Annotated in this window: 24 protein-coding genes, 1 pseudogene and 1 riboswitch; of the genes and pseudogenes, 6 read left to right on the plus strand and 19 right to left on the minus strand. The window is 70.5% G+C overall.

Annotated features, from left to right (window positions below):
• Positions 1 to 315 precede the first annotated feature (315 nt).
• The 8 genes from ABT324_RS04700 to ABT324_RS04735 all read right to left on the minus strand — a co-directional run bounded on the left by ABT324_RS04700 (position 316) and on the right by ABT324_RS04735 (position 6,087).
• Positions 316 to 750, minus strand: coding sequence for a type II toxin-antitoxin system VapC family toxin (locus ABT324_RS04700; RefSeq protein ID WP_351171622.1), 435 nt, complete (start codon positions 748 to 750; stop codon positions 316 to 318).
• Complete coding sequence (locus tag ABT324_RS04705) at positions 732 to 1,103, minus strand: hypothetical protein (RefSeq protein ID WP_351171625.1); 372 nt, start codon at positions 1,101 to 1,103, stop codon at positions 732 to 734. Before ABT324_RS04705 ends, ABT324_RS04700 begins: the two co-directional genes overlap by 19 nt.
• Positions 1,104 to 1,195: 92 nt before the next feature.
• Positions 1,196 to 1,777: a DinB family protein gene (locus tag ABT324_RS04710; protein ID WP_351171628.1), complete on the minus strand. Its 582-nt coding sequence runs from the start codon at positions 1,775 to 1,777 to the stop codon at positions 1,196 to 1,198.
• Between the two features lie 244 nt (positions 1,778 to 2,021).
• A complete protein-coding gene (locus ABT324_RS04715; protein ID WP_351171631.1) occupies positions 2,022 to 2,780 on the minus strand; it encodes an SAM-dependent methyltransferase in 759 nt (252 codons plus the stop codon).
• A gap of 270 nt (positions 2,781 to 3,050) precedes the next feature.
• Positions 3,051 to 4,601 carry a WD40 repeat domain-containing protein gene (locus tag ABT324_RS04720; protein WP_351171634.1) on the minus strand — a complete coding sequence of 517 codons (1,551 nt, stop codon included), beginning with the start codon at positions 4,599 to 4,601 and terminating at the stop codon, positions 3,051 to 3,053.
• 58 nt (positions 4,602 to 4,659) lie between these two features.
• Complete coding sequence (locus tag ABT324_RS04725) at positions 4,660 to 5,064, minus strand: type II toxin-antitoxin system VapC family toxin (protein WP_351171637.1); 405 nt, start codon at positions 5,062 to 5,064, stop codon at positions 4,660 to 4,662.
• A complete protein-coding gene (locus ABT324_RS04730; RefSeq protein ID WP_351171640.1) occupies positions 5,061 to 5,339 on the minus strand; it encodes a FitA-like ribbon-helix-helix domain-containing protein in 279 nt (92 codons plus the stop codon). The genes ABT324_RS04725 and ABT324_RS04730 overlap by 4 nt, the downstream gene beginning before the upstream one ends.
• A 52-nt stretch (positions 5,340 to 5,391) precedes the next feature.
• A complete protein-coding gene (locus tag ABT324_RS04735; protein WP_351171804.1) occupies positions 5,392 to 6,087 on the minus strand; it encodes a uracil-DNA glycosylase in 696 nt (231 codons plus the stop codon).
• Between the two features lie 124 nt (positions 6,088 to 6,211).
• On the opposite strand from ABT324_RS04735, the gene ABT324_RS04740 reads away from it, so the two are divergent.
• Positions 6,212 to 7,672, plus strand: coding sequence for a S10 family peptidase (locus tag ABT324_RS04740; protein WP_351171643.1), 1,461 nt, complete (start codon positions 6,212 to 6,214; stop codon positions 7,670 to 7,672).
• 31 nt (positions 7,673 to 7,703) lie between these two features.
• Here ABT324_RS04740 and ABT324_RS04745 read toward each other — a convergent pair whose 3' ends face one another.
• Both ABT324_RS04745 and ABT324_RS04750 read right to left on the minus strand, forming a co-directional pair.
• Positions 7,704 to 8,540 carry a class I SAM-dependent methyltransferase gene (locus ABT324_RS04745; RefSeq protein WP_351171646.1) on the minus strand — a complete coding sequence of 279 codons (837 nt, stop codon included), beginning with the start codon at positions 8,538 to 8,540 and terminating at the stop codon, positions 7,704 to 7,706.
• A 65-nt stretch (positions 8,541 to 8,605) separates the two neighbouring features.
• Entirely contained in the window at positions 8,606 to 8,830 is a 225-nt protein-coding gene (locus ABT324_RS04750) for a cell division protein SepF (RefSeq protein ID WP_351171648.1), read from the minus strand.
• A gap of 133 nt (positions 8,831 to 8,963) precedes the next feature.
• Between ABT324_RS04750 and ABT324_RS04755 the strand changes: the two genes are divergently transcribed.
• On the plus strand, positions 8,964 to 10,682 hold the full coding sequence (locus tag ABT324_RS04755; RefSeq protein ID WP_351171651.1) for an amidohydrolase: 1,719 nt from the start codon (positions 8,964 to 8,966) through the stop codon (positions 10,680 to 10,682).
• A gap of 145 nt (positions 10,683 to 10,827) precedes the next feature.
• On the opposite strand, the gene metE is transcribed toward ABT324_RS04755, so the two are convergent.
• Positions 10,828 to 13,113, minus strand: coding sequence for a 5-methyltetrahydropteroyltriglutamate--homocysteine S-methyltransferase (gene metE / locus ABT324_RS04760; protein ID WP_351171654.1), 2,286 nt, complete (start codon positions 13,111 to 13,113; stop codon positions 10,828 to 10,830).
• Between the two features lie 117 nt (positions 13,114 to 13,230).
• A riboswitch (cobalamin riboswitch) is annotated at positions 13,231 to 13,450 on the minus strand.
• Between the two features lie 391 nt (positions 13,451 to 13,841).
• On the opposite strand from metE, the pseudogene ABT324_RS04765 reads away from it, so the two are divergent.
• Positions 13,842 to 14,138 (plus strand): annotated as a pseudogene (locus tag ABT324_RS04765) (ABC transporter permease); the annotation flags it as partial.
• Between the two features lie 12 nt (positions 14,139 to 14,150).
• Entirely contained in the window at positions 14,151 to 14,387 is a 237-nt protein-coding gene (locus ABT324_RS04770) for a helix-turn-helix transcriptional regulator (protein ID WP_351171657.1), read from the plus strand.
• 105 nt (positions 14,388 to 14,492) lie between these two features.
• Here ABT324_RS04770 and ABT324_RS04775 read toward each other — a convergent pair whose 3' ends face one another.
• On the minus strand, positions 14,493 to 15,368 hold the full coding sequence (locus ABT324_RS04775) for an NmrA/HSCARG family protein (RefSeq protein WP_351171660.1): 876 nt from the start codon (positions 15,366 to 15,368) through the stop codon (positions 14,493 to 14,495).
• Between the two features lie 107 nt (positions 15,369 to 15,475).
• Between ABT324_RS04775 and ABT324_RS04780 the strand changes: the two genes are divergently transcribed.
• Positions 15,476 to 16,063 (plus strand): TetR/AcrR family transcriptional regulator, encoded by a 588-nt coding sequence (locus ABT324_RS04780; RefSeq protein ID WP_351171663.1) that lies wholly within the window; start codon positions 15,476 to 15,478, stop codon positions 16,061 to 16,063.
• A gap of 319 nt (positions 16,064 to 16,382) precedes the next feature.
• Here ABT324_RS04780 and ABT324_RS04785 read toward each other — a convergent pair whose 3' ends face one another.
• The 7 genes from ABT324_RS04785 to ABT324_RS04815 all read right to left on the minus strand — a co-directional run bounded on the left by ABT324_RS04785 (position 16,383) and on the right by ABT324_RS04815 (position 24,944).
• Positions 16,383 to 17,384, minus strand: coding sequence for an ABC transporter ATP-binding protein (locus ABT324_RS04785; RefSeq protein WP_351171666.1), 1,002 nt, complete (start codon positions 17,382 to 17,384; stop codon positions 16,383 to 16,385).
• Positions 17,377 to 18,387 (minus strand): ABC transporter ATP-binding protein, encoded by a 1,011-nt coding sequence (locus ABT324_RS04790; protein ID WP_351171669.1) that lies wholly within the window; start codon positions 18,385 to 18,387, stop codon positions 17,377 to 17,379. Before ABT324_RS04790 ends, ABT324_RS04785 begins: the two co-directional genes overlap by 8 nt.
• 9 nt (positions 18,388 to 18,396) lie before the next feature.
• On the minus strand, positions 18,397 to 19,356 hold the full coding sequence (locus ABT324_RS04795; protein ID WP_351171672.1) for an ABC transporter permease: 960 nt from the start codon (positions 19,354 to 19,356) through the stop codon (positions 18,397 to 18,399).
• Positions 19,349 to 20,275: an ABC transporter permease gene (locus ABT324_RS04800; RefSeq protein ID WP_351171675.1), complete on the minus strand. Its 927-nt coding sequence runs from the start codon at positions 20,273 to 20,275 to the stop codon at positions 19,349 to 19,351. The genes ABT324_RS04795 and ABT324_RS04800 overlap by 8 nt, the downstream gene beginning before the upstream one ends.
• A gap of 67 nt (positions 20,276 to 20,342) precedes the next feature.
• Positions 20,343 to 21,974 carry a peptide ABC transporter substrate-binding protein gene (locus tag ABT324_RS04805; RefSeq protein WP_351171678.1) on the minus strand — a complete coding sequence of 544 codons (1,632 nt, stop codon included), beginning with the start codon at positions 21,972 to 21,974 and terminating at the stop codon, positions 20,343 to 20,345.
• Between the two features lie 207 nt (positions 21,975 to 22,181).
• On the minus strand, positions 22,182 to 23,135 hold the full coding sequence (locus ABT324_RS04810) for a Ppx/GppA phosphatase family protein (protein ID WP_351171681.1): 954 nt from the start codon (positions 23,133 to 23,135) through the stop codon (positions 22,182 to 22,184).
• A gap of 81 nt (positions 23,136 to 23,216) precedes the next feature.
• On the minus strand, positions 23,217 to 24,944 hold the full coding sequence (locus ABT324_RS04815) for a lytic transglycosylase domain-containing protein (RefSeq protein WP_351171684.1): 1,728 nt from the start codon (positions 24,942 to 24,944) through the stop codon (positions 23,217 to 23,219).
• A 208-nt stretch (positions 24,945 to 25,152) separates the two neighbouring features.
• Between ABT324_RS04815 and ABT324_RS04820 the strand changes: the two genes are divergently transcribed.
• Positions 25,153 to 26,766 carry an acyl-CoA dehydrogenase family protein gene (locus ABT324_RS04820; RefSeq protein WP_502949692.1) on the plus strand — a complete coding sequence of 538 codons (1,614 nt, stop codon included), beginning with the start codon at positions 25,153 to 25,155 and terminating at the stop codon, positions 26,764 to 26,766.
• Positions 26,767 to 26,998 lie beyond the last annotated feature (232 nt).

Consider the following 26,998-nt stretch of genomic DNA (forward strand, 5'->3'; position numbering starts at 1 on the left):
TGATGTCACGATGACGCCACCGAGGTGTCATGGGGGCTGGTTCCCGCCACCATACCGAATCTTGGACGGCGATGCCCGGACCCGAGTCGATCTGCCCGATTTCCCCAGATCGTTCACCCAACGTTCACCAGCTTCGAGCTGCCACACCACCGCATCCGCCTGCGAGTGCCGCGGCACTGCCCCCCAGCCTCTCCCGCGACTGCACGCCATCGCTGAGACCCCAGCTCTCGCGGCGGTTCGACGCATCCGGCGGGCGTTCGTGCCAGTCATCCACGTACTCGCGCAGTGCGCGCCCCGGGCTCGGAGAGCTCCGCACTAGACGTGGTGGACGGCCACTCGTTCGTGCTTTGGTCGTTCCGGTTCGTCGACCAGCTGGTTCAGGTCGTCCGGGTCGCTGGTCAGGAGCACCACGGGGCGCGCCAGGCCCAGGGCCGTCGCCGCGACGACCGCGTCGATCGCGCAGCGGTGGCCCGACATCCCCGTGGCACCGAGGAGCCCCCCAGCAGCACGGGCGATCTCGGCCGACACCGGGACGACGCTGATGCGCGAAAGCACCCGGTGCACCAACGCGTCCCGGGCACCGCCGCGGAGCACCTCGGTCAGGGTGATCGCACTCACCACCACCCTGGCCCGCCGCACCCGCGCGATCTCCAGGTACGACCGGGCCCGCGCATCGCCGCTCGCGAGCTTCGACAAGCCCTCGCTGTCCAGAACCAGCGTGCCGCCACCCGCTACTCGGTATCCGGCCATGCCGCCCGCGCCTCCGCCAGGAGTTCATCCGGAACCGGGCCGTGCTCCGCGTCGAGCAGGCCGGACAGTTCTGCCAGCAGGTCCAGCTCGAGCTGCCTGGCCACCGCATCCGTCACGTACTGGCTGAACGCGCCCCGGCCCACCCGACGTTGCACCGCGGCGGTCAGCTCCTCGGGCATCGACACGCTGACCTTCCGCGCGCGCCCCAGTGACCGCACGTTGCCAGCCGCCGCGGCATCCTCCTGCGCGAGCTCGTCGAAGTCGCGGTACTGGCTCAGCAGCAGGGCCAACCGCTCGGTGAAATCCCTCCCCCGCTCGGGACCACCTGCGGGGTCGTTCGGCAACGCGCTCACGAGGAGGATGCTACCTCTGGTAGCAACCTCACCTCCACCTGCGAAGACGTTGCAGGTCGAAATTCACCCCGGCGTGTTGTCGAGTCGGGGTGTCAGGCCTCCTTCGCCACCTGTTCCAGGCGGGCTCGGTAGTCCTCCCACCACGCCTGGTCGGCTGGGGGGATGTTGTCCGCGCCGACCTGCCAGCCGACCTGCCCGTCGATGAGCTCGCGGACGATGTCGGCATGCCCGGCGTGCCGGTGGGTCTCGGCGATCACGTGGACCAGGATGCGGTGCAGCGTCGCCTCGCTTTCGTCAGCTCGCCACCACGGCACCCGGCACCGCGCGTCCAGGTCCAGGGCGTCGATCGTGGCGTCCGCGTGCGCGCACGCGCGGCGGTAGAAGTCGATGACCCACTCGCGCGACTCGTCGGCGGTCGCCCACATGTCCGCGTTGGCCTCGGCCTCGTCAGCCAGCCACGGCAGCGGATCCGGGAACGGCCGGTCGAAAACGTGCCCGAAGTACTCGGCCTCCATGCTCGCGACGTGCTTGACCAGCCCCAGCAGGTTGGTCCCGGTCGGCGTCAGCGGACGGCGGACGTCGTACTCGGAGAGCCCCTCCAGCTTCCACAGCAGCGCTTCGCGAGCAGCCTGCAGGTACTGCTTCAGATCGGCCTTCATCACAGATCCCGTCATGCCTGGAACCTCTTAGGCCCCACCGACAACTCCACCACTCGAACGACCCGCGATCGGGCGCCCCAACGTCGCCTGCACCCACCGCGTCGACGCCACCGGTCACCCGCACCGGGCACCGCCACCACCCTCGGCGAACCGCGGCGAACCTCCGACCTCCGCCCGAACCTCCGCGATCTCCATGGAAATCAGACATCTGATCTCCATGGAAATCGCGTGCACTGGACGGAGGGCGGGTGGGCGCCGTTCAGCGGCGTGGCGGTCGGTTGCGCTGGAGCAGCAGGCAGGCGAAACCGAGCACTCCTCGGTACCCCTGGAGCCAGCCGGTGCGGTGTTCGCGCGCCGCCTCGATGGCGGCCTCGGCGTCCGGGTGCTCGGGGTGGTCCAGCGCCCACCGGGTCAGCGAACCGGACCAGGACCACTCGTAGTCGTCCCACTCCCCGGGTTCGCTGACGTGCCCGTGCACCGGTGTCCACCCGGCGGCCTCGACCGCTTCCACGGTGCCCGCGAGGTCCCGGTACTCGTCGGGGGTCGCACCGAGCACCTCCAGCGCCGCCTGGTCCGGCGGGCGTTCCCAGAACCCCTCGCCGACCAGGACCGCCCCGCCTGGTCCGACGTGCTCGTCGACCGCCCGCAACGTCTCTTCCAGGCCGCCGAAGGCGTGCGTGGCGCCAACGCAGAGCACGAGGTCGCACGGTCGCGGAGGCTGGAACTCCCGCAGGTCACCGCGCACGAAGGTCACCCGGTCACCGACTCCCCGTTCTCGCGCGGAGTCCTCGGCCCTCCGCAACGCCTCGCCCGAGGTGTCCACGGCGAGTGCGCGCGCGGTCGGATGTTCTTGCAGCGCCCGCAGAACCCACTCGCCCGGTCCGCAACCGAGGTCGAGCACGAGGGCGTCCGGTTTGCACGCGGCCCGCCGGATCAACTCCCCCATGTTCGACGCGCTCACCGGAGCAGCGATGGGGTGGTCAGCGTGGGCGAGGGCACTCAGCTCTTGGCGATCCATCCGGCCAGCATGGAAGTCGAGCAGATCAAGTGCACCCGAATTTCACGGGGAACTCCTGCGGCCCCGCGACGGCCAGCAGGTTCTCCATATGCGGAGCACCACGCGCAGCTGTGCACCACCCGCTTCGTCCTGGCGGCCATGCCCTCCGCCAGCTTCCGACGGGCGGAGCGCGCTGGTCGAGGAGATCGTGAAGCGGGTCCTGCCGGTGCAGTGTGGCCGCGAGCGGGCCTCTCGGTGTTCGTCCCCACCCCGTCGAACCGTGAGCTCCCGTCAGCTCCAGCGCAGCGGCCAGGCGAAGCGGCGGTCGACGGTCCAGGCCAGGGTGTCGTCCAGGGCCTGCGGGTCGTCGTGCTCCTCGACGAGCTCGGCCAGCTCGTCGTCCTCGACGCCGAGCCATGATCCGGACTCGTCAGTGTCCGCGCCATCGTCGACCGGGAAGGTGAAGTCCCCGAGCACCTCACCGGTCGCCACGGAGACGAAGCGCAGCGCCGTGCTTCCCAGGGCGATCAGCACGTCGCCGACTCCCCACAGCAGGCCCACAGCACCAGCCGGTACGTCCAGGGTGCGCAGGAGCTCGGGCGCGCCGGTGAGCGAGTGGACCTCGGCTACCCCAGCCGCGGTCAGCGCGGCGGCCCGGTCGCCATCCGGTGCCCAGCACCACGCCGGGGCGTCGGGGTCGTGCCACTGCGGGAGGGCGATGTCGAGCTGGTGGCGGAGTTCGCCGCCGTCGTAGATGGTCACGGCTGGGCTCGCGCCCGCCTCGTCGCCCTCCCGGACGGCCACGGCGAGCTTGGCCGACTGGCCCCAGTGCAGGGTGGGTTCGCCCGGGTGCGCGGGGAAGGTCGCCAGGGATTCGCCGGTCACGCCGTCCCGGATGACCAGCTCCCCGTACTGGTGGGCGAGGAAGCGCCCGTCTTCGCTCCACGCGGCGGGCATCCCGACCGTGCCGACGCGCAGGAGGTCCCCGGCCTGCGCGACCCAGGTCAGCTGCCGGGTCCGGGCGTCGATGGAGAACGCTTCGCCGAGGCCGTCCTGCCCGTAGATGCGGGTCCCGTCGCTGGACCACGCGACCCACTTCGGCGGCTCCGGGCCGTACTCGCGGCCCGCCATCAACCCGGGCGGGAGGGACTCCGCCATCGGCTCCACTGCCTCGTCGCCCTCGTCCAGCTCCCCCTCCACCAACGGGACCACGCAACCCGGCACGCCTTCACCGTCCCCGGTCCCCACCGAGATGTAGGCGCGGAGGCCGTCGGGGGCCAGCGCGAACGCGGGCGGCCTGCCACCACCGTTGGTCACGTCAGCCGAGGCGATGGGCTCGGAGGTGTCCCCGAAGGGGTCCCACGAACCGATCACGTTGGTGTTGAAGGACATCCCGACCCGCGCGTTGTCCGCGGACCACTGGATGGTGCGTGCTTCGTCGAACCAGCCGAGCCCACCTTCGATGTCGGGGAGCGCGTTGACGCACCGCCCCGTGGCGACCTCCCAGATCTGCAGGACGCCCGGGTCCTCTCCCCAGCTGCCGGTGGCGAGGTAGCGCCCGCAGGTGCTCAGCGCGCACGCGGAGATCCCGTCGAAGTGGTGGTGCGGGTGGCGTGGTTGAGCACCGAGCGCACGGAGCCGCGCGGTGGCGAAGCGGTGGGCCTCGGTGATCCCGTGCTCCCGCTCGACCGCGTGGAGCAGGTCGCGCAACGGGGCGAGGTCGCGGCCAGGCACGAACGCCGACCAGTCCGCAGCTTCAAGAGCGCGGAGAACTTCGGCCGGTTCGACGCCGAGCGCCGCGAGATCGACGAACGCCCCACCTAAATGATCTTGGGAAGCCATGGGGCGAACACTAGCCACCCATACCGACGCCACCACTGTCAGAAGTCCGCCGGAGTTGTCACGCCGAGGTCGCCACGAGCTCCACCCGGCAGCAACTCGTCGCCGCGCGCGCGAGTCGGGCATCAGCGGTGACCAGCGGCAGGCCGCGCATCTCCGCCAACGCCACGTAAGCGGCGTCGTAGCCGCTGATCGCGGACCGGAGTTGCCACATGCGCGGGAGCAGTTCGTCGAGCGAGACGTGCTCGACGCCGAGCAGCGGTAGGCGCTCGATCGCCCGAACCCCCTGCGCCTCCTTGATCTTCCTGCCCAGCGCGAGCCCGCGGACGACCGAGAAGACCTCCGCCTTCCAGTGCTCGGGCGCGGCCCACTCCACGTCCCGCCCCAGCACCGCCCTCGCTCGGCGACCGCGTTCGTCCGCGTAGAGCAGCATGTTCGCCAACACCGAGGCGTCGACCACGATCACGCAGCGCCACCCGCCCCGAAGCGCCCGCCGTCCAGGTCTTCCGGCCTGGCCTGCTCCAGGAGCGCGGCCGCATCGGGCGCATCATCCCCGGCTCCGCCACCTTCGGCCAGGTCGCGTTCGATCTCGGAGAGCAGCTGCCGGTTGCGGCTGAACGCGGCCTGCCGCCGCAGGACGCCCAGCAGGAACGCCTGCAGGGACTGCCCGCTCTCCCGCGCATCACGCGCCAGAGCCTCCTTGACATCCTCCGGCACATCGCGAATCGTCAGCACAGTCATGCATGCATTTTGCAGTCACCATGCATGCACAGTCAAGTCAAGCGCCTGGACCTCACGGAATTCCCGCCAGTTCCTTCGCGTGTTCCAGCACGCCCCGCAACATCGCTGGGGTGAGCGTGCCGGTGAAGGTGTTCTGCTGGCTGACGTGGTAGCAGCCGAGGAGGTGGAGGGGTGCTCCGCCGTCGGTGGCCGGGAGTTCCGCGTGGGCGTCGTGGCCGAACTTCGGGCGGGGGCGCGGGACCTGCCAGACCGCGTCCGCCAACACCGGGAGCAGGGCCTGCCAGCCGAAGGCGCCGAGGACGACCACCGCGCGCAGGGTTGGGCGGAGCAGATCGAGCTCGCGGACCAGCCACGGGCGGCAGGTGTCGCGTTCCGCCGGGGTCGGCTTGTTGGCCGGCGGGGCGCAGTGCACCGGGGCCGTGATCCTGGTGTGGAAGAGCTCCAGGCCGTCGTCCAGGTGGTGAGCTTCGGGTTGGGAGGCCAGGCCGACGTCGTGGAGCGCTCGGAACAGGACGTCGCCGCTGCGGTCGCCGGTGAAGATCCGGCCGGTCCGGTTGCCGCCGTGCGCCGCCGGGGCCAGGCCGACGATGCCGATCGCGGCGTCCGGCGGGCCGAAGCCCGGCACCGGGCGGCCCCAGTAGTCCTCGTCGCGGAACGCCGCGCGCTTGACCTCGGCCACCTCCTCGCGCCAGGCCACCAGGCGCGGGCAGGCCGTGCAGCGGCTGATCAGCTGGTCCAGCTCGGTCAGCTCGGGGGCGGTCGGGGCAGCGGTGGCCGGGTCGCCGACCGGGTCGGCGACCAGCTTGGCGGGCGTGGTGGGCACCTCCCAAAAGTCTCAGAAAAGCGCTGCGACGGCACGTAATGTGGTCGCCATGGCAGCCAGCGCGGACAACGAGAGCAAGGACACGACCACCCCGGCGGAGCCGGTCGACGACCTGGTCAGCACCCACCACACGATCGAAGTGGACGGCGGGCAGCTGTCCTACACCGCCACGACCGGGCGGGTCGTGCTGCGCGAAGAGGTGCACACCGACGGCAAGTTCGACGGGTTCAAGGCCAAGGCCGAGGTCTTCATGACCTCCTACGTGGTCGACGCCGAGCCCGGCACCACCCGACCGGTGACCTTCGCGTTCAACGGCGGCCCGGGGTCCTCGAGCGTGTGGCTGCACCTCGGGCTGCTCGGCCCGCGGCGGGTCCTCTCCGGTGACGCCGGTGACCTCGCCCCGCCGCCGTACGGGCTGGCCGACAACCCGGAGACCCTGCTGGCGCACAGCGACCTGGTGTTCATCGACCCGGTGTCCACCGGGTACTCGCGGGCCGTCGAGGGCGGCACGCCGGGCGACTTCCACGGATACCAGCGCGACATCGAGTCCATCGCCGAGGTGATCCGGCTGTGGACCACCCGCAACGGGCGGTGGATGTCGCCGAAGTACCTGGCTGGCGAGTCCTACGGCACGCTGCGCGCGGCGGCGCTGGCCGAGCATCTGCAGTCCCGGTACGGGCTCTACCCGAACGGCCTGCTGCTGATCTCCTCGGTGCTGGACCTGGGCACGATCCGGTTCACCGAGGGCAACGACCTGCCCTACTCGCTCTACCTGCCGACCTACGCGGCGATCGCGCACCACCACGGCAAGCACGGCGACCGGCCGCTGCGCGAGGTGCTCGACGAGGCCGAGAAGTTCGCCGCCGAGGACTACTCGTGGGCGCTGGCGCGCGGCGCGCGGCTGACCGCCGAGGAGCGGGCGGACGTGGTGCGCAAGGTCGCGGAGCTGTCCGGGCTCACCGAGGACTACGTGGACCGCGCGAACCTGCGCATCGAGCACATTCGCTTCTTCACCGAGCTGCTGCGCGACCGGCGGCAGACGGTGGGCCGGATGGACGGCCGGTTCACCGGCTGGGAGCCGGACGCGGTGGGCGAGCGCTTCACCGACGACCCGAGCATCTCCGGGATCCTCGGTGCCTACGCGGCGGCGATCAACCACTACCTGCGCGAGGAGCTCGACTACACCAACGACCTGCCGTACGAGATGATCTCCAGCCGCGTGCAGCCCTGGTCGTACAAGGAGTTCGAGGGCGCGAGCGTGTCCGTGGTGGACAAGCTGGGCGCGGCCATGCAGGCCAACCCGCACCTGCGGGTCCACGTCGGCTGCGGCTACACCGACGGGGCGACGCCGTACTTCGCCGCCGAGCACGTGCTGGCGCGGCTGCCGATCCCGGCGGAGCTGCGCGAGAACCTCGACGTCCGCTACTACCCGGCGGGCCACATGATGTACGTCCACGAGCCCTCGCGCGTGGAGCAGTCCGCGCACCTCGCGGAGTTCGTGCGCAGCTGATCGGGGCGCCGCTGGGCTCGCCGCGGCGGGCTCAGCGGCGGGCTTCGACCAGCCAGGCCGCGGAGTCGTAGAACACGCCGTCCGCGGTCTGGTGCTCGGCCAGGTCCGCGCGGAGCTCGGCCACGGCCCGGTCGCGCTCTTCCTCCGGGAGCGCGGTGAGCAACCCGGCGTGCTGCTCGGTGACGAAGTCGCAGGCGTCGTCGACGTCCCGGCCGAAGTACATCGGCTCGGTGAGGCCGTGCAGCTGGACGTCGGAGAACCCGGCGGCGGTCAGCAGTTCGCGGACCACGTCGGGCTCGCTCAGCGACCACGGGTTCGGGCCGCTCGCGGGCGGCTTCGGCGGCTCACCGGTCAGCAGGGTGCGGAACGCGACCACCCACTCGATGCGCTCCACCGGCTGCCAGGTCAGCAGGACCAGCCGCCCACCGGGGCGCACCGCCCGCGCGATGTTGCCGAACGCGGCCAGCGGGTCGCCGAAGAACATCGCCCCGTGGCGGCTGACCGCGACGTCGAAGCGCTGCTCGCCGAAGTCGTGCACCTGGGCGTCGACCTGCTCGAACGCCACGTTGGACAGCTCTTCCCGGGCGGCCAGCTGGCGGGCCAGCTCGATCATCTGGGAGGACAGGTCCACACCCAGCACCGACCCGTCCACCGCGCGCCGGGCCGCGTCCCGCGACGTCTGCCCGCTGCCGCAGCCGATGTCGAGCACCTCCGCCGCGCGGTCGATCGCCGCGGCGTCGAGGAACCGCCCGTGGTAGCGGGCCACGCCCTCGTCGAAGCGCTTGGCGCGGGCGGCCCAGAAGCCACCCTGGTCCCCGTCCCACGCGCGCAACTGCTCCACATTGGACGGATCGACTGGAGCAGCCACGGAAATCCCCCGAACCTCGTTGCCGGCAAGCGCAGTCGCGAACCCTACCCCGCACACCGGATCGATCAACCGGTTTTCCGCTCCGGGTGGCTCAGCAGGAACACCCGTGGCGCGACGCGCTCCATGCTGCCCTCCCGCGCCACGACCATGCCCGCCGCGAAGTCGACCAGCTGCCGGGCCTCGGAGCTCGACACACCCGACAGGTCCATGAGCACGGAGTTGCCCTGCCGGAAGTAGTCGCCGACGTGGTAGGCGTCGTCGTAGTTCCGCGGGTGCAGCGTCTTGACCACGCCCTCCAGTCTTCTCGGCCACCACCGGAAGTCAACCGCACACGCGTCCGTTCGGGTCGATCTCCTTGACCTCGTCCAACCTTCAACCGAATGCTTGCCGAGGCAAACGATCGTCGGCCCGGGGAGACACATCGTGTGTGACCTGCACCACAGCGACCACGAACATGCCGCACCGCAGAGCGGGTTGAGCCGCCGCCAAGTCCTCCACCTGCTCGGCGCGGCAGGTGTCACCTCCGCCGGGCTGGCGATGACCGGCGACGCCGCCATGGCCGCGACGGCCAGCGACACCACCAGCGGGTACACCCCGCCGACCGGCCTGGCCAAGGACACCCCGGCCAAGCGGGGCGCGCTGGCCTGGATCGACGCGCACGGCGGCGACATCACCGCGCTCAACGACGAGGTCTGGGAGCACGCCGAGCTGTCGCTGCGCGAGTGGAACTCCTCGATCGCCGAAGCCGAGTTCCTCCGCCGCAACGGCTTCCAGATCGAGTGGGGCGCGGCGGGCTTCCCCACCGCGTTCGTCGCGACCTTCCACAACGGAGCCGGGCCGACGCTCGGGTTCAGCGGCGAGTACGACGCGCTGCCCGGCCTGTCGCAGAAGAAGGGCGCCGGGCAGCACGACCCGCTCGTCTACCACCACGACCCGTTCGCCCCGACCTACGGCCCGGGCCACGGCTGCGGACACGCCGCGCTCGGCTCGGCCGCAGCGGGCGCAGCCGCGGCGACGGCGCAGGGCATGCGCCGCAACGGGGTCGGCGGCACCATCAAGTTCTTCGGCTCGACCGCCGAGGAGCAGCTGATCGGCAAGGCCTACGCGGTGCGCGAGGGCGTCTACCGCGGGCTGGACGCGTTCCTGGACTGGCACCCGGGCACCACCAACTCGACCGGCTGGGGCACCAGCAGCGCGCTGACCGCGGTGACCTTCACCTTCCTCGGCGTGGCCGGGCACGGCGGGCTCCCGCTGGGCAACAAGAGTGCGCTGGACGCGGCGATCATGCTCGCCACCATGACGGAGTTCCTGCGCGAGGAGCACCTGGCGCCGTCCGGGCGGCTGCACTACGTGATCAACAACGGCGGTGACGCGCCGAACGTGACCCCGGAGATCGCACAGATCTCCTACTACGTGCGGGAAGGCAGCCCGGAACGGGTCAAGGTGCTGTTCGACAAGGTCGTTTCCTGCGCGCAGGCCGCCGCCCAGGCCAGCCAGACCCGGGTGGAGCACAAAATCACCGCGGCCTGCTGGAACAAGCTGCCGTCGCGGTCGGCCGCCGAGCTGCTGCACGAGAACATGCTCCAGATCGGGCCGCCGCGGTTCACCGACGCCGACCAGCGGCTGGCGCGGGAGATCCAGGACTCGCTCGGGTTGCCGACCAAGGGCGTGTCCACCGAGATCGGCGACCTGGAGCCGCCGAACCCGGCGTTCCTGGGCGGCGGGTCGACCGACGTGGCCGACATCAGCTGGCAGGTGCCGACCGTCAGCCTCGGCACGGCGGTCGCCCCGATCGGCTGCAAGACGCACAACTGGGCGTTCGCGGCGACGACCGCGGCCCCCATGGGCCACGCGGCGCTGCTCGCGGCGTCGAAGTACCTCGCGGCGCTGGCGATCGACCTGCTCACCCAACCGGAGCGGCTGCAGACGCTGAAGGACGAGTTCGCCGAGCGCACCAAGGACGTCGAGTGGCGCAGCATGCTGCCCGCCGACTTCGAACCGCCGATGTACGAGCCGCCGGAGTGGTTCCTCAAGCGCACCGGCCAGTCCTGGCCCCCGCGCAACATCACCTGGCCCCCGCCCCGGGTGGTCTCCCGCGAGAAGTTCGCCTCCCTCGGCCCCGACCTCGCCCCGCAGACCTGACCCCGGTCAGGCGCGTCCCAACGCGACCTCAACGGGAGTTGGCCGTCTGACGGTCGCGCGAGGTCCGGGCAGTCACCCCGCGCGGGAGGTGTTGCGGGCGGTGCGGTGAGTGGTGGGGGAACCGCACCGCCCGCAACGCTCGCGGTCAGGGCAGCTCGCGGCGGACCACTCGCGCTGCGCTGACCAGGTTCTCCAACGCCGGTTCGACCTCCGCGTAGCCGCGGGTCTTCAGGCCGCAGTCCGGGTTGACCCACAGGCGGTCCGCGGGCACCGAGCGCAGGGCCGCGCGGAGCAGGTCGACCACCTCGGCCGCGTCCGGCACGCGCGGCGAGTGGATGTCGTACACCCCCGGCCCCACACCGCGGCTGAAGCCGACCGCGTTGAGGTCGTCCAGCACCTCCATCCGCGACCGGGCCGCTTCGATGCTGGTCACGTCGGCGTCCAGCGCCACGATCGCGTCGATCACGTCACCGAACTCCGAGTAGCACAGGTGGGTGTGGACCTGGGTGGAGTCGCTGACGCCGGAGGTGGCCAGGCGGAACGCCGACACCGCCCACCGCAGGTACGCCTCGTGCTGCGCCGCGCGCAGCGGCAGGAGCTCGCGCAGCGCGGGCTCGTCCACCTGGATCACCCGGATGCCGGCCGCCTCCAGGTCCTGCACCTCGTCGCGGATGGCCATCGCGACCTGCGCGGCGGTGTCCGCCAGCGGCTGGTCGTCGCGGACGAACGACCAGGCCAGGATGGTGACCGGGCCGGTGAGCATGCCCTTGACCGGCTTGGCGGTGAGCGCCTGCGCGCAGGTCGCCCACTCCACGGTGATCGGTCCCGGCCGGGACACGTCGCCGTAGAGGATCGGCGGCCGCACGCACCGCGACCCGTAGGACTGCACCCAGCCGCCCGCGGTGCTGGTGAACCCGTCCAGGTGCTCGGCGAAGTACTGCACCATGTCGTTGCGCTCCGGTTCGCCGTGCACCAGCACGTCGAGCCCGACCGCTTCCTGCAGCTCGACCACGCGCCGGATCTCGTCCCGCATCCGCTGCTGGTAGCTGGCCCGGTCGATGCGCCCGGCCCGGAACGCCGCCCGCGCCTTGCGGACGTCGGTGGTCTGCGGGAACGAACCGATCGTCGTGGTGGGCAGGGGCGGTAGCCGCAGGGACTCCTGCTGGGCCTGCCGACGCTTCTGGTGGTCGCCGCGCTGCGAGTGCTCGGGCCGCAGCGAGTCCAGCCGGGCGCGGACGCGGTTGTTGCGCACGCGCGCCGCCCCAGCGCGGTCGGCGATGGCGTCGCGGGCGGCGTCGAGCTCGGCGGCCACCACCTCCCGCCCCTCCTCCAGCGCGCGCCCGAGCACGACGACCTCGCGCACCTTCTGCGCGGCGAAGGCCAGCCAGGACTTGACCTGCGGGTCGATGTCCTCGGCTTCGACGTCGTAGGGGACGTGCAGCAGCGAGCAGGAGGTGCTCACGGCGACCTCACCGGCCAGCCCGAGCAGGGTTGCCGCCGTGGTGAGGGCGCGGTCCAGGTCGGTGCGCCAGACGTTGCGCCCGTCGACGAGCCCGGCCACCAGCGCCTTGTCCCGCAGTCCCGGCACCCCGGACAGCGAGTCCACAGTGGACGTCGCGGTCACCAGGTCAACCCCGAGCGCTTCCACCGGGGTGGCCGCGAGCACCCGCACCGCCTCGCTGAAGTCGCCGAAGTACCCCGCCACCAGCAGTTGCGGCCGCGCGGCCAACCCACCCAGCTGGCGGTAGGCGTCGCCGAGCGCCTGCAGCTGCTCCGGCGTGCGGTCGGCGGCGAAGGCGGGCTCGTCGAGCTGCACCCACTCGGCCCCCGCGCGGTGCAGCTCGCGCAGCAGCTCGGCGTAGGCGTCGAGCAGCTCGGGCAGCTTGTCCAGCGGGCGGAAGTCCTCCGGCGCGTCGGCCGCCGGTTTGGCCAGCAGCAGGAAGGTCAGCGGACCGACCAGCACCGGCCGGGTGGTCACACCGGCTTCCAGGGCCTCGCGGTACTGCTCGACGGGTGTCCGGTCGGTCAGCGAGAACCGCGTGTCCGGTCCGATCTCCGGCACCAGGTAGTGGTAGTTGGTGTCGAACCACTTCGTCATCTCCAGCGGCGGCACGGTGGAAGCCCCGCGCGCCATCGCGAAGTACGTGTCCAGCGGACCGAGCCCCAGCTCGGCGTAGCGCGGCGGCACCGCGCCGAAGGTGACCGCGGTGTCGAGCACGTGGTCGTAGTAGGAGAACGTGTTGCCGGGCACCGAGTCCAGTCCCGAGTCGCGCAGCTGGCGCCACGTGTCGATGCGCAGGCCCCGGGCCACCTCGCGCAGTTCCGCCTCGGTGGAGCGGTTGGCCCAGTAGCTCTCCAGGGCCCGCTTCAGCTCCCGCCCCGGCCCGATCCGGGGGTATCCGAGCGCGGTCGATCCGATCTTGCTGGTCAAGTCCCTCACCTCGCGAGCTCGACATCAGGTGTGCCGAGGTCGTGCGGGCGCGAACCAGCGAGCGGCAGCCGCTCGTCGGCCAGGTCCTCCCGCGAGACCTCGGACCGCGCCCACCGGTCGGCGGGCGCACCGGTGGCAGGTCTTCGGACTCGCGGGCGCTCTCCTGCACGGAGGTACCTACTGGCCGTCGCTTCCCAGACGTTGGCGTCCAGTGCTCGATGACGGCGGTCGTTCCCGCTCACCGCTGCGGGGCAGTCCCGGATTCGCACCGGGTTCCCTCTTGCCTCGTCCCCTCCCGCGTCGCGGAAGCGGACGAACCACCAGCACCGCCAAGGCTATCCGCCGAACCCCCGTTGGCAAGGCCCGTCCAGCACCCGGGCGCCAGGCGTAGCCGCTGAAGTCGATCTACAGCGAGAGGAGATCTGCACCACACATGCTCAGCCGTTTCCACGAGATATAGCACCCGTACTACATCTCGACGGATGTTCATGACAAGAAGAACTGGGGCAATGACAGCCAACAACGATCACGCGAGACCGCCAACCACCGACGCGACCGCGCTCGACGTCCGCGGCCTGCGGATGAGCTACGGAACGACGGACGTGCTCAAAGGCGTCGACCCGATCGGCTGGGTGACCAACGTGTCGTCCAGCCGGTTCACCCAGCGCGCCGACCGTGGAGCGGGCGTCGATCTTGCCCAGCAGGCGCGCGTGCGAGCCCTCGGTCCGTGGCTGGGCGTGCTCGGGGTGACGGTGCTGGGCCTGGTCGCGACGATCCCGATCGGACCCAGCTTCGGGGCACTGTTCTCGATCCCCACCAGCATGGCGCTGATCCTGCTGCCGGACGCGGCGGCGACGGCCGAGATCGGCGAGTCGTGGCGGCACCTGGGAACCATCGGGGTGCTCGTCCTGTGGGCCGTGGTCGGACTCGCGGTCGCGCCGGTGGTGCTGCGCCGGATGGCGCGGCGCGAGTCCGGTTCGACCCTGGCGGCGCGGAGGGAGAAAGCCCTGCAGCGCGTGCGCTGAGGCGGAGGGAACATGAGCGAGACGATCTACAACCGCATCGCGATGCTGCGCGCGGAACGGGGCACCTCCCGCCGGCAGCTCGCGGAAGCCCTCGGCGTGCACTACCAAACGGTGGGCTACCTGGAGCGCGGCGAGTACAGCCCAAGCCTTCACCTGGCCCTGCACATCGCGGAGCACTTCGAAGTACCGGTGGAAGTGGTCTTCTCCACCCGCCCCTTCCCCAGACTCGGCGCGGACAACTCCGCCTGACTCGTGAGCGGCGATGGTCGCCCCAACCACCACCACTCACGACCCCACACCACCACCTCGTGAGCGGCGATGGTCGCCCTGACCACCATCGCCACTCACGACCGTTCAGCGCCGCTTCGCGAGCCAGGACTCGAAGGTGAGCAGGCCCGGGTGGATCTCGCGCAGTGCTGGAACGTCCACGACGTCGGAGTCGAGTTCGTTCAGCACCTTGTACGCGCGGTACAGGACCGGGTTCTGCTCCCGGAGCGGCTCCAGCGGCATCTCGACGTGCCGGAATTCGCGACCCGTCGCCCGGGCGAGCGCCGCGGCGATCTGCGGCGGGGTGAGCGAATCGCCAGCGATCTCAAGCACTTCGCCGATGTACTCGTCGGGGTTCTCGAACGCCAGCGCCGCGAAGGCGCCGATGTCCTCCGTCGCGATCAGCGGTTGCGACACGTCCGCCCGGAGCGCGCTGACGAGCTCGCCGTCGGTGACTGACTGGCCCGGCATCATCGCGAGGTAGTTCTCCATGAACGACACCGGGCGGAGCATCGTGGCCGGCACGCCGATCTCGCGGATGTGCTGCTCGACCGCCCACTTGGTCTCCAGCGTCGGGATGCCGGTCGCCCGCTCGGCGTTGAACGCCGAGGCGTAGACGAGGTGCCCGACTCCGACGGCCTTCGCCGCGTCGGCGACGTTCTTGCCCCAGCGGACTTCCACCTCGTGGCTGAAGTCCGGCGTCAGCTCCGGCGAGACGAAGGCCGGCTGGACGCTGAAAACCCCGTGCGCACCGCGCATCGCGGACTCCAGGGCCGCCCGGTCGCCCATGTCGCCCTCAACCAACTCAGCCCCCGCGTCGGCGAGCCGTCGAGCCGCAGCACTCGCGGCGCTGCGGGTGAAGGCCCGCACCTGCCAGCCGCGGTCGAGCAGCTGGGCCGAGGCGGCACCACCCTGCTGACCGGTGGCACCGACGACGAGCACGACCTTGTCTTCTGTGGGCACTGGGTCCTCCGCTATCCGGAACCTTAAACGGAACATGCGCCCCGCTTATATTCGACGACTATACGGAACGCACGCTCCGGTTGTCCGCGACGCGATATGGTCGGGACGTGACGACCACCAACAACCAGGGGAAACGACTGCGCGCGGACGCCCAGCGCAACCGGGACCGCGTCCTCGCCGCGGCTCAGGAGCTGTTCGCGGCCGAGGGCCTGGCAGTCCCGCTGGACGACATCGCCCGCCGCGCCGGCGTCGGCCCGGGCACGATCTACCGCCACTTCCCCACCAAGGAAGCGCTGTTCGACGCGGTCGTCTCCGAGCGGATCCAGCGCATGGTCCACGACGCCCGCGAACTGGCCGAAGCCGACGACCCGGAGCAGGCGTTCTTCGACTACTTCCGCCAGGTGGTCGAGCAGGCCTCGTTCAACAAGGACCTCTGCGACGCCCTGGGATCAACCGGTCGGCAACCGAAGTCGGAGTGCCGGGAAACCGACTTCGACACCGTCCTCGGGGCCCTGCTGGAACGCGCCCAGCAGTGCGGCGCGGTCCGCTCCAACATCACGACGGCGGAGCTCCGCTCCCTGCTCATCGGCTGCATCACCATGCACCGCCGAGCAGCAGCGGAGAACCGCTCCCCGCAGGAGATCGAGCTGATCCTCAACGCCATGCGGCGATGCTGTCCGCCGCCCAGGCGGTGACCCGCGCCGCGAAGTACCGCCAACGTGGCGACTCCAGCCGCTGGGGAGTCAGCCGTCGCCACTCGCGAGGGGTCGTGAGTGCGAAACGGGGTTGGAACACTGTTACGCACTCACGACCGCAGGTGTTCTCGCGCACCCGCTCCGACTCCGACGGGAGCCGCCACGCCGCCACCTCGACCCCGCAGAACGACGCGACGCCAGGCGCCCCGCGGAACTCGAAGTCCAGGTCTTCCCGAATCACCTTGTCCGGTGACGAGTGAAGGGCACCTTCCGCCGACTGAGTCAGCGGAAGGTGCCCTTCACCTCGCAGAGCTCGTCGTCAGGACACCACGTGGGGGCGTTCCTCGGCGAAGTGGCAGGCCGAGGGGTGGTTGCCCAGGCGGACCTCCAGCTGGGGGACCTCCTCCGCGCAGCGGTCCTGGGCCTTCCAGCAGCGGGTGCGGAACCGGCAACCCGAGGGCGGGTTCGCCGGGCTCGGCACGTCCCCGGTCAGGCGGATGACCTCGCGCTTGCCGCGCGCGGTCGGGTCCGGGACCGGCACCGAGGACAGCAGCGCCTGGGTGTACGGGTGCTGCGGGTGCTCGTAGATCTGCTCGTCGGTGCCGATCTCCACCATCTTGCCCAGGTACATCACCGCCACCCGGTCGGACAGGTGGCGCACCACCCCGAGGTCGTGGGCGATGAAGACGTAGGACAGGCCGAACTCCTTCTGGAGGTCGCCCAGCAGGTTCATCACCTGCGCCTGGATGGAGACGTCCAGCGCGGACACCGGCTCGTCGCACACGATCACCTTCGGCCGCAGCGCCAGCGCCCGCGCGATGCCGATGCGCTGCCGCTGACCACCGGAGAACTGGTGCGGGTAGCGCTGGATGTGCTCGGGGTTGAGCCCCACCACCTCCAGCAGCTCCTGCACCTTGCGCCGCCGCTCGCCCTTCGGGGCCACCTCGGGATGGATCTCGAACGGCTCGCCGACGATGTCGCCGACGGTGCGCCGCGGGTTCAGCGAGGTGTACGGGTCCTGCAGCACGATCTGCAGGTCGCGCCGCAGCTTGCGCAGCTCGGAGCCGCGCATCTTGAACATGTCGCGCCCCTCGAACAGCGCGCTGCCGCTGGTCGGCTTCTCCAGCCGCATCAGCACCTGCGCCAGGGTCGACTTGCCGCAGCCGGACTCGCCGACCACGCCGAGGGTCTCCCCCTTGGCCAGGTCGAACGACACACCGTCGACGGCCCGCACCTGCCCGATGGTGCGCTTGAACAGCACACCGCGCGTCACCGGGAAGTGCTTGACCAGGTCCTTCACCTGGAGGATCGGCTCAGCCACGGCTCATCATCTCCTCCGCGAAGTGGCAGGCGCTGATCCGCCCCAGCCCCAGCTGGTGGTACTCCGGGACCTCGGTGCTGCACCGCGCCTCGGCGCGGGGGCAGCGCGGGTGGAACGGGCAGGCCGGCGGCGCCGCCAGCAGGTTCGGCGGCAGGCCCTTGATGGTCTCCAGCTCCTGGCCCTTGAGGTCCAGCCGCGGGATCGACCGCATCAGGCCTTCGGTGTAGGGGTGGCCCGGCTGCTTGTACAGCGAGTACGCGTCGGAGGACTCCACGATCCGCCCCGCGTACATCACCACGATCCGGTCCGCGACCTCGGCGACCACGCCCAGGTCGTGGGTGATCAGGATCAGCCCCATGCCGCGCTCGCGGCGCAGCTCGTCGAGCAGATCCATGATCTGCGCCTGCACCGTGACGTCCAGCGCGGTGGTCGGCTCGTCGGCGATCAGCAGGTCCGGGTCCAGCGCCAGCGACATCGCGATCATCGCGCGCTGCCGCATGCCGCCGGAGAACTGGTGCGGGTACTCCTTCACGCGCTGCTTGGCGTTCGGGATCTTCACCTGGTCGAGCAGGTCGACCGCCTTGGCGGTGGCGTCCTTGCGGGACATGCCGCGGCGAAGCCGGAGCTGCTCGGCGATCTGGAAGCCGACCGTGTACACCGGGTTCAGCGCCGACAGCGCGTCCTGGAAGATCATCGCCATCGACTCGCCGCGCAGCTCGCGGCGCCGGTTGTCCGACGCCGACAGGAGGTCCTCACCGCGGTAGCGGATCGAGCCCCCGGTGACCGCGCCCGGCGGGATGTCCAGGATGCCCATGATGGTCTGGGCGGTGACGCTCTTACCGGAGCCGGACTCGCCCAGCACGGCCAGCGTCTCGCCCGCGTCGACGTGGTAGCTGACGCCGTTGAGGACCTTGGCCACCCCGTCGCGGGTGCGGAACTCCACGTGCAGGTCCTCGACCTCCAGCAGGTGTTCCCCCGCGGTCTTCTCGTCCACAGTAGACAAAGGGTTCTCCTACTTCTGCTTCGGGTCGAGCGCGTCGCGCACGGCGTCCCCGAGCATCACGAACGCCAGCACGGTGACCACCAGGAACGCCGCCGGGAAGACCAGCAGGTGCGGCGAGGTCTGGATGTACTGGCGCGAGTCGGCGATCATCACGCCCCAGGACACCACCGGCGACCGCAGCCCCAGGCCGAGGAACGACAGCGTCGCCTCGACGGCGATGAACGACCCGAGCGCGATCGTGGCGTACACCAGGACCGGCGCCAGGCAGTTCGGCAGCATGTGCCGCAGGATGATGCGCACCGGTCCGGCCCCCAGGGCGCGCGCGGCCTTGACGTAGTCCTGGTTGCGCGCCGAGATCGCCGCGGAACGCATGATCCGCATCGAGATCGGCCAGGACAGGATCGAGATCGACAGGATCACCAGCGAGGTGATCTTGAAGGCGTCGGGGATCTCGGTGGCCGGGTTCAGCGTGGTCAGGATGACGATCGCGCCCAGCACGAACGGCAGGCCCAGGAAGATCTCGCCGAACCGGGACAGCAGGCTGTCCAGCCACCCGCCGAAGTACCCGGCGATCAGGCCGAAGATCGAGCCGATCAGCACCGTCAGCACGGTCGCCATGACACCGACGATGATCGAGGCGCGGGCGCCGTAGATGGCCCGGGCGTAGATGTCGCGGCCCTGGGTGTCGTAGCCGAACCAGGCCTCCGCCGACGGGGTCTGCCGGGACCGGGACAGGTCCATGTGGTTGGGGTCCACCGAGGTGAACAGCTGCGGGAAGAACGACATCACCAGCAGCACGAAGATGATCGCCATCGAGATCAGGAAGATCGGTCGACGGCGCAGGTCGCGCCAGGCGTCGCCCCACAGCCCGCGTGGCTTCTGGCTCTTGGGGGCGGGCCCGGCCGCCGTGGTCTCCGGCTCTGGTGGAGTCGGCTCCGACGTCAAGCTGGCAGCGCTTTGTTCAGTCATATCGGATCCTCGGGTCGAGAACCGCGTAGAGCAGGTCCACGAGCAGGTTCATCAGCAGGTACACCAGGACCAGCAGGGTCACGATGCCGACCACCGTGGTGCCTTCCTTGGTGAGGATGGCCTTGTAGACCAGCCCGCCGATGCCCCGGATGTTGAAGATGCCCTCGGTGACGATGGCACCGCCCATGAGCGCGCCGAGCTCGGTGCCCAGGAAGGTGATCACCGGGATCAGCGAGTTGCGCAGCAGGTGCACCCCGACGACCCGCTTGGGCTCGAGCCCCTTGGCCACCGCGGTGCGCACGTAGTCGGCCCGCTTGTTCTCCATCAGGCTGGTCCGGGTCAGCCGCGCCACGTAGGCCATCGACGTGCTGCCCAGCACGAAGCCCGGCACGATCAGCTCGCCCCAGGTGGCCTTGGAGCTGACGCTCGGCGTGATGATGCCGAGCTCGGTGCCCAGCACGACCTGCAGGATGAAGCCGGTGACGAACACCGGCAGCGAGATCAGGAACAGGGTGGACATCAGCACGAGGTTGTCCATGAACCCGCGCCCGCGCAGGCCGGTCATGATGCCCGCGCCGATGCCGATGAGCGCGGCGAAGCCCAGCGCCACGATGGCCAGCCGCAGGGTGACCGGGTAGGCGTCGGCCACCAGCTGGTTGACCTCGATGCCGGCGAAGGTCTCGCCGAAATCACCCGTCAGGATCTTCCCCAGGTACTTGAAGTACTGGACGATCACCGGGTCGTCCAGGTTGTACTTCTCGGTCATCTCCGCGATGTAGGCGGGCGGGCACGGCCGGTCCCCGCAGCGGCCGGCGAACGGGTCGCCGGGCAACGCCCAGATGAGGGCGTAGATGATGAAGGTCGTCCCGATGAATACCGGGATCAGCTGCAGCAACCGCCGCAGCACGTAGCGCCCCACGTGAACCTCCTCCAGGACGCAAGCCGGGTCCGGCCCAACTGGTCGGGCCGGACCCGGACTTACCCGATCAGGACTTCAGCTTGACGGTCTCGAAGTTCAGGTTCCGGTCAAAGGTCACCGTCGCACCTTCCAGCCGCTCGGACCAGCCGACCACGGCCTTCTGGTTCCAAAGCGGGATGGACGGCATGTCCTTGGCCAGGACCTTCTCCGCTTCCGCGTAGAGCTTGTTGGCCTCCTCCTCGGTGGGGGCCTGGTCCGCGCGGTCCATCGCGGCGTCGAACTCGGGGCTGGAGTAGCGCATGTAGTTCGACGACGCACCGGTGCGGTAGATCTTGCCCAGGAAGGTCTCGGCCGCCGGGTAGTCACCCAGCCAGCCGAAGCGGAACGGCCCCTGGTGGGCGTTCTCGTCGTGGATCTTCTGGAACTCGGCGAAGGTCGGGACCGGGTTGTACACGCAGTCGACACCCAGGTTGTTCTTGACCTGGCCGCAGATGGCCTCGATCCACTCCTTGTGCCCGCCGTCGGAGTTGGAGTCGATCAAAACCGGGCCCTTGAAGCCGGTCTCGGCCAGCAGCTGCTTGGCCTTCTCCGGGTTGAACTCGCAGAACTCGCCGCAGCCGCCGTCCTGGTAGCCCGGGATGACGCCGCCCGGCACCCAGCCGTTGGCCGGCTCGTAGGCGTTCTGGAAGACCGTCGAGGTGATCTGCTCGCGGTCGATGGACATCGAGATCGCCTGCCGGACCCGCGGGTCCTTGTACTCCGGGGCGTACAGCGCGACCTGCAGCGCGTTGTTGCTCAGGATCGGCTTGGACTCGCCGCGGTCCTGCAGGTCGGACTTCCACTTGTCACCGACCAGCGCCGACGGCGGCAGCTGGTCGACGAAGTCGAGGTTGCCCGAGACCAGGTCCTGGTAGGCGGTTTCGAGCTCGTTGTAGATGCGGAACTCGATGCCCTTGATCTGCGGCTTGTTCTTGCCCGCGTACTTGTCGTACGTGGTGAGCTTGATGAACGCGTTCGGCTGGCGGGAGTCGAACTTGAACGGGCCGTTGCCGATCGGGTGCTCCTCGAACGCCTTCGGGTCGGCGAAGAAGCTCTCCGGCAGCGGGGAGAACGCGGTGTAGCCGAGCATGACCGGGAAGGTGGCGAACGGCGCGTCGAGCGTGACCTCGAAGTTCAGGTCGTCGATCACCTTGAGGCCGGACATCTCCTGGGCGGTCGGCTGCGGCGCCTCGGCCGGGCCGGCGTCACCGTCCGGGTCCGGCGGGTTGACCTCCGAGTAGCCCTGGATGTGCTCGAAGAACGACGAGTTGGACTGGCCGTTCGGCGCGTAGGCGGCGTAGTTCCAGGCCTTCACGAAGCTGTTCGCGGTGACCGGGGTGTCGTCGTGGAAGGTCCACCCGGGCTTGAGCTTGATCTTGAAAACCTTGTTGTCGTCCGAGGTGATCGACTCGGCGACGGCGTTGTACGGCTCCGTGGTCTTCTCGTCGTAGTCGACCAGGCCGGTGAACATCGCCTTCAGCACGTTGCCGCCACCGGTCTCGTTGGTGTTACCAGGCAGCAGCGGGTTCTGCGGTTCGGTGTGGTTGACCGTGACGATGCCGTCCTCGGCCGCCCCACCACCACCACCGCCGCAGGCGCTGGCGAGCAACCCCACCGCCAGTGGGGCCGCAACCCAAGCGACCAAGCGTCGTTTCCGCATTGAGCGTCCTCCTGTTTCCACGCGCTCCCCGGGGGTTTCATTCCCAAGGCATCACGCGCGGCGGATCATTCACCGCCGCGTCAGACGAGCGTAAACATAAGGGAGAACCAGATCACGCCGGTGCACTGTCACAAAGCCGTCACTTTCTGATTCGATCCAGACCAGATATCACCCAAAAGTTGGAATCAAGTTTTCACATCGTGAGAACTAGCTGATAGACAGGGCAATACCGTCCAGGATGTCGTGCTCACTGACAGTGACCCCGGTGATCCCCGCGCGCTCCGCCAATTCCTCGGCGAGCACCTCCACCACCAGCGCACCACCGCCGATGACATCGACCCGCCCCGGGTGCATCGAACCGATTGCGGAGCGTTCCTCGTGCGTCATGCCGAGCAGTTCCTCGGTGATTCGTTCGACCCGACTCTGGGAAATACGGGAAAGATGAATTGCCACCGGATCGTATTCCGGCAGGTCCTGCGCGATCGCGGACAACGTGGTGACGGTCCCCGCGACGCCGACCCAGGTCTTCGCGCCCGAGCAGTCCACCGCGGCGAAGGCCTCGTCCAGCACCTGCCGGGCCACCTTCTCCGCCGCCCGCACCTCCTCCTCGGTGGGCGGATCGGTGTGCAGGCAGCGCTCGGTCAGCCGCACGCAGCCCACGTCCGCCGAGTGCGCGGCCGTGATGTCGGCGCGCACCCCGTCCCAGGTGCCGACCACGACCTCGGTGGACCCACCGCCGACGTCGGTGACCACGAACGGGCCGTCCAGCGGGTCCAGGTCGCCGACGGCGCCGGTGAAGGACAGCCGGGCCTCCTCGTCACCGCTGATCACCTCGGCGTCCACGCCGAGCACGTCCCGCACCATGGCGAAGAAGTCCTCGCGGTTCTCCGCGTCCCGGGTCGCCGAGGTCGCCACCATGCGCACCCGCTCGACGCCCTTGCGGACGGCCATCGCGGCGTACTCGACCAGCGCCTCCCGGGTCCGCTCCAGCGCCTCGTCGGCGAGCCGACCGGTGGCGTCCACGCCCTGCCCGAGGCGGACGATCCGCATCCCGCGGTACACGTCGCGCAGGTCGCGCCGACCGTCCTCGTGCACCGTCACATCGGCTACCAGCAGCCGGATCGAGTTCGTCCCGCAGTCGATCGCCGCAACCCGTGGCATCCCAGTCCTCCTCCGCTTCGCGCAGCCCCGAGGTCCACGCTACTTCCCCGGTCGACGCGGCCCAGCAGGACCTTCGGGGGTTCACTGCGGAGGGGTGGGAATTCCCGTTGTGCAGGTCGCGAAGGTCCCCGGAGTGCCGTTCTGGACGTAGACCTCCTGGCCCGGCGCGAGGGTCGCGGGGTCGCCGGTGCCCGGCCCGATCGAGGTGCCCGGCGCTGGTTGGTCGAGCGAGAACTCGCCCCGGCCCAGCACTGCCGGGTCACAGGTCCCGAGCGACTCGACGGGCACCGGAACGGGGTCGCCCGTTTCGGGCAACGTCGCCGGAGGCGCGGTGACGGACGGTGGCGCAGGCGCACCCCCCGGAGCGGGCTCCGACGGCGGCGCGCTGGCCCCCGGCGGAGGCGTCGCCGACGACGGTTCGCCGGGCGGCGGTGGCGGTGCGGCGGGCGGTGGGGCGTCGGATGGCGGAGCCGAAGGCGGCGGTGCGGCAGGCGGCAAGGCACCGGGCGGCGGAGCGCCCGGCTCGGGCTTCGCCTCGGGCGGCGGGACCTCGCCGGACGGCGGCGCCCCCGGCGCCGGTTCCGATGGCGGTGCGCCGGGCGTGGGCGACGGCGCCCCAGGTGTTGGCGCGGGCTCGCCCGGAGTGGACGGCGGCACCGAGGTTCCAGGCGGGTTCGACGGCTGCGCGGAAGTGCCGGGAGTGGACGGGGGCAGGTTCGGCGGCGACGGTTCCGGGATCGACGGCGATGGGACGCTCACCTCGCCGGGGTGCGGCAGCGGCTCGCCGGAGTGCGGCGGCACCTCCCCGGGCGGTGCCGGGGGCTCGCCGGAGGGAACCGGCGGCTGCTCGGACGACGGCGCAGGTGGCGCGGCAGGCAGCGCCGCCGGTGCGGCGGGCAGGGCCAGGACCGCGGGGCCGTCGGGCAGACGCTCACCGGCGAGCACGTCGTCGACCTCGGGCGCCAGGTCCGTCGGCGTCGGCGTCACGCCGTTCGCGTAGGCGGCGGCCCAGATCAGCACCGTGCGCACGTAGCTCTCGGAGTGGTTGTAGCGGAACACCGCAGCCGCGAGGTCGCGCGGTTCGCGCAGGTCACCACCCCCGATGCAGAGGTACTGGCCGGCCGCGGCAGCCGCGTCGTGGACGTTGTGCGGGCTTGCCGCACCGTCGGCGTTGCCGTCCACCGCGAACTTCCGCCAGGTCGACGGAATGAACTGCATCGGCCCGACCGCGCGGTCCCACACCGGGTCGCCGTCGAACGCGCCGCCGTCGGTGTCCGGGATCGCCGCGATCCCCGGGCCGCCGGACAGCCGGGGGCCGAGGATGGCGCGGATCGTGGTGCCCAGCAGGTCGACGCTGCCGGAGCGGGCGTGCCCCGACTCGATGCGGCCGATCGACGCCAGCACCGACCAGTGCAGCCCGCAGCTCGGGTTGCGCCCGTTCGCCGCGTCCGCGGCCCGGTGGTAGGCGGCCAGTACGACCTCGGGGATGCCGAGCGACCCGGTGGGCAGCTCGATCGGCCGCTCGGCACCGTCGGCCAGCTCGCGCGGATCACCGGCCTGCCCGAGCAGGTCCGGTCCGGGCTGCGGGGCCTGCGGCAGGTTCCCGGTGACGCCCAGCTCGCGCGGCACCGACCCCGGCGGCGCCGCCAGGAACGAGCTCGACGCTCCGACCAGCGACAACGGTATCAGCAGCGCGGGGGTCAGCGCGGTGACCGCGACCCACCTCCGCGCCCGGTGCCCCGCCACCCCGCCGAACCGCGGAGCCGTCCTCCACATGTGCTTGCCGTGGCGCTTGCTGCGAGCCGTCACTAGTCCATTCCCCCGACGTGGACCGCCAACCCCGAAAAACGAATGGCCTCCTGGATACACCACCAGGTGGACGATCGCCGGATGGCGGGCCGACACGTCACCCGGACGACTGGTGACTGGTCTCGACCACCCGTTCCCACTGCTCCGTCCGGGCGGTGCGCTCCGTCGGGTTCCCGCCGATCGAGCGAAATCTGCCTACGCTCCGGGCATGACGCTCACCGACGAGCCCCGCGTGTTCGGCACCCACCAGGTGACCAACCAGCCGCCACCGCTGTCCGGATTCGACCCGCTGGCCTGCGATCCCGCGCTGGGCTCGGCGCTCACCCGCTACGCCGTCGGGGACCTGACCGCGCTGGCCAAGGAGGCCGGGTCGGCGGAGGCCCGCGAGCACGGGCGGCTCGCCAACGAGCACCCGCCGCAGCTGCGCACGCACGACCGCTACGGCAACCGGATCGACGAGGTCGAGTTCCACCCGTCCTGGCACTGGCTGATGTCACGCGCCGTCGAGCACGGCCTGCACGCCGCGCCGTGGACGTGCGGGCCGGGCGCGCACCTGCGCCGCGCGGCGGGCTTCTACCTGTGGTCGCAGGTGGAGCCGGGGCACAGCTGCCCGATCTCGATGACGTACTCGGCAGTGCCCGCGCTGCGCTACAACCCCGAGCTGGCCGCCCAGCACGTGCCGAAGCTCGCCGCCACCGAGTACGACTTCGGCCTGCGTCCGCCCGCGGAGAAGACCGCGCTGCTGGCGGGGATGTCAATGACCGAGAAGCAGGGCGGCTCGGACGTGCGCGCCAACACCACGACCGCCGAACGACTCGCCGACGGCAGCTACCGGCTGGTCGGGCACAAGTGGTTCACCTCGGCGCCGATGAACGACCTGTTCCTCACCCTGGCGCAGGCGCCCGGCGGGCTGAGCTGCTTTCTGGTGCCGCGGGTGCTGCCGGACGGCAGCCGCAACGAGATCCGGGTGCAGCGGCTCAAGGACAAGCTGGGCAACAAGTCCAACGCGTCGGCGGAGATCGAGTACACCGGCGCGATCGGCCACCTGATCGGCGAGGAGGGCCGCGGCGTCCGCTGCATCATCGAGATGGTGTCGATGACCAGGCTGGACTGCGTGCTGGGCTCGGCGGCGAACATCCGCATCGCGCTGTCCGAAGCGGCCCACCACGTGCAGCACCGCAGCGCCTTCGGCGCGCGCCTGGCGGACCTGCCGCTGATGCAGAACGTGCTGGCCGACCTGGCGCTGGAGTCCGAAGCGGCGACCACGCTGGCGATGCGCCTGGCCGCGGCGGTGGAGCAGGGCGAGCACGACCTGCTGCGGCTGGCGCTCCCGGCGGCGAAGTTCTACGTCTGCAAGCGCGCCCCCGCGGTGGTGGCGGAAGCGCTGGAATGCCTGGGCGGCAACGGCTACGTCGAGGAATCCGGCATGCCACGCCTGTACCGGGAGGCACCGCTGATGTCGATCTGGGAGGGCTCGGGCAACGTCACCGCCCTGGACCTCCTGCGCGCCCTGGAGAAGCAACCGTCCACAAGGGACGCACTGTTCGCGGAACTCGACGCGGCGGCGGGCGCCAACACCCACTACGACGAAGCCCTGCGCCGCCTCCGAGCGGAACTGGACGCCCCAGCACCGGAAAGGGCCCGAGCCCTGGCCGAACTCCTGGCCCTGACCCTCCAGTCAGCGCTCCTCCTCCGCCACGCCCCCACACACGTCGCAGAAGCCTTCACCACAACCCGCCTCACCACAGCATCCCGAACCTTCGGCGCAACCCCCATCCCCGGAGCCCACGGCCTCCTCAACCGCACAACCCCCACCCACTGACCGAACAACCGCACAACGCCCAAGGGAATCGAACGCCCAGTCGACCCACCACAACGGACACTCGCCAACCCCACGGGAACCACAGCTGGGTGACACCCGGGTCCGCAGTTTCAATTGAAACCTCGAACATGAGTGGGCAACGGTCGCAGTTTCAATTGAAACTGCGCACCACCGGTGTGTCGGACACCCGACACGCCGACCGCATGCCAGACGAGCACCGAAGTCGCCGCCA

The sequence above is a fragment of the Saccharopolyspora sp. NPDC000359 genome (assembly GCF_040300525.1).
Classification (GTDB): domain Bacteria; phylum Actinomycetota; class Actinomycetes; order Mycobacteriales; family Pseudonocardiaceae; genus Saccharopolyspora.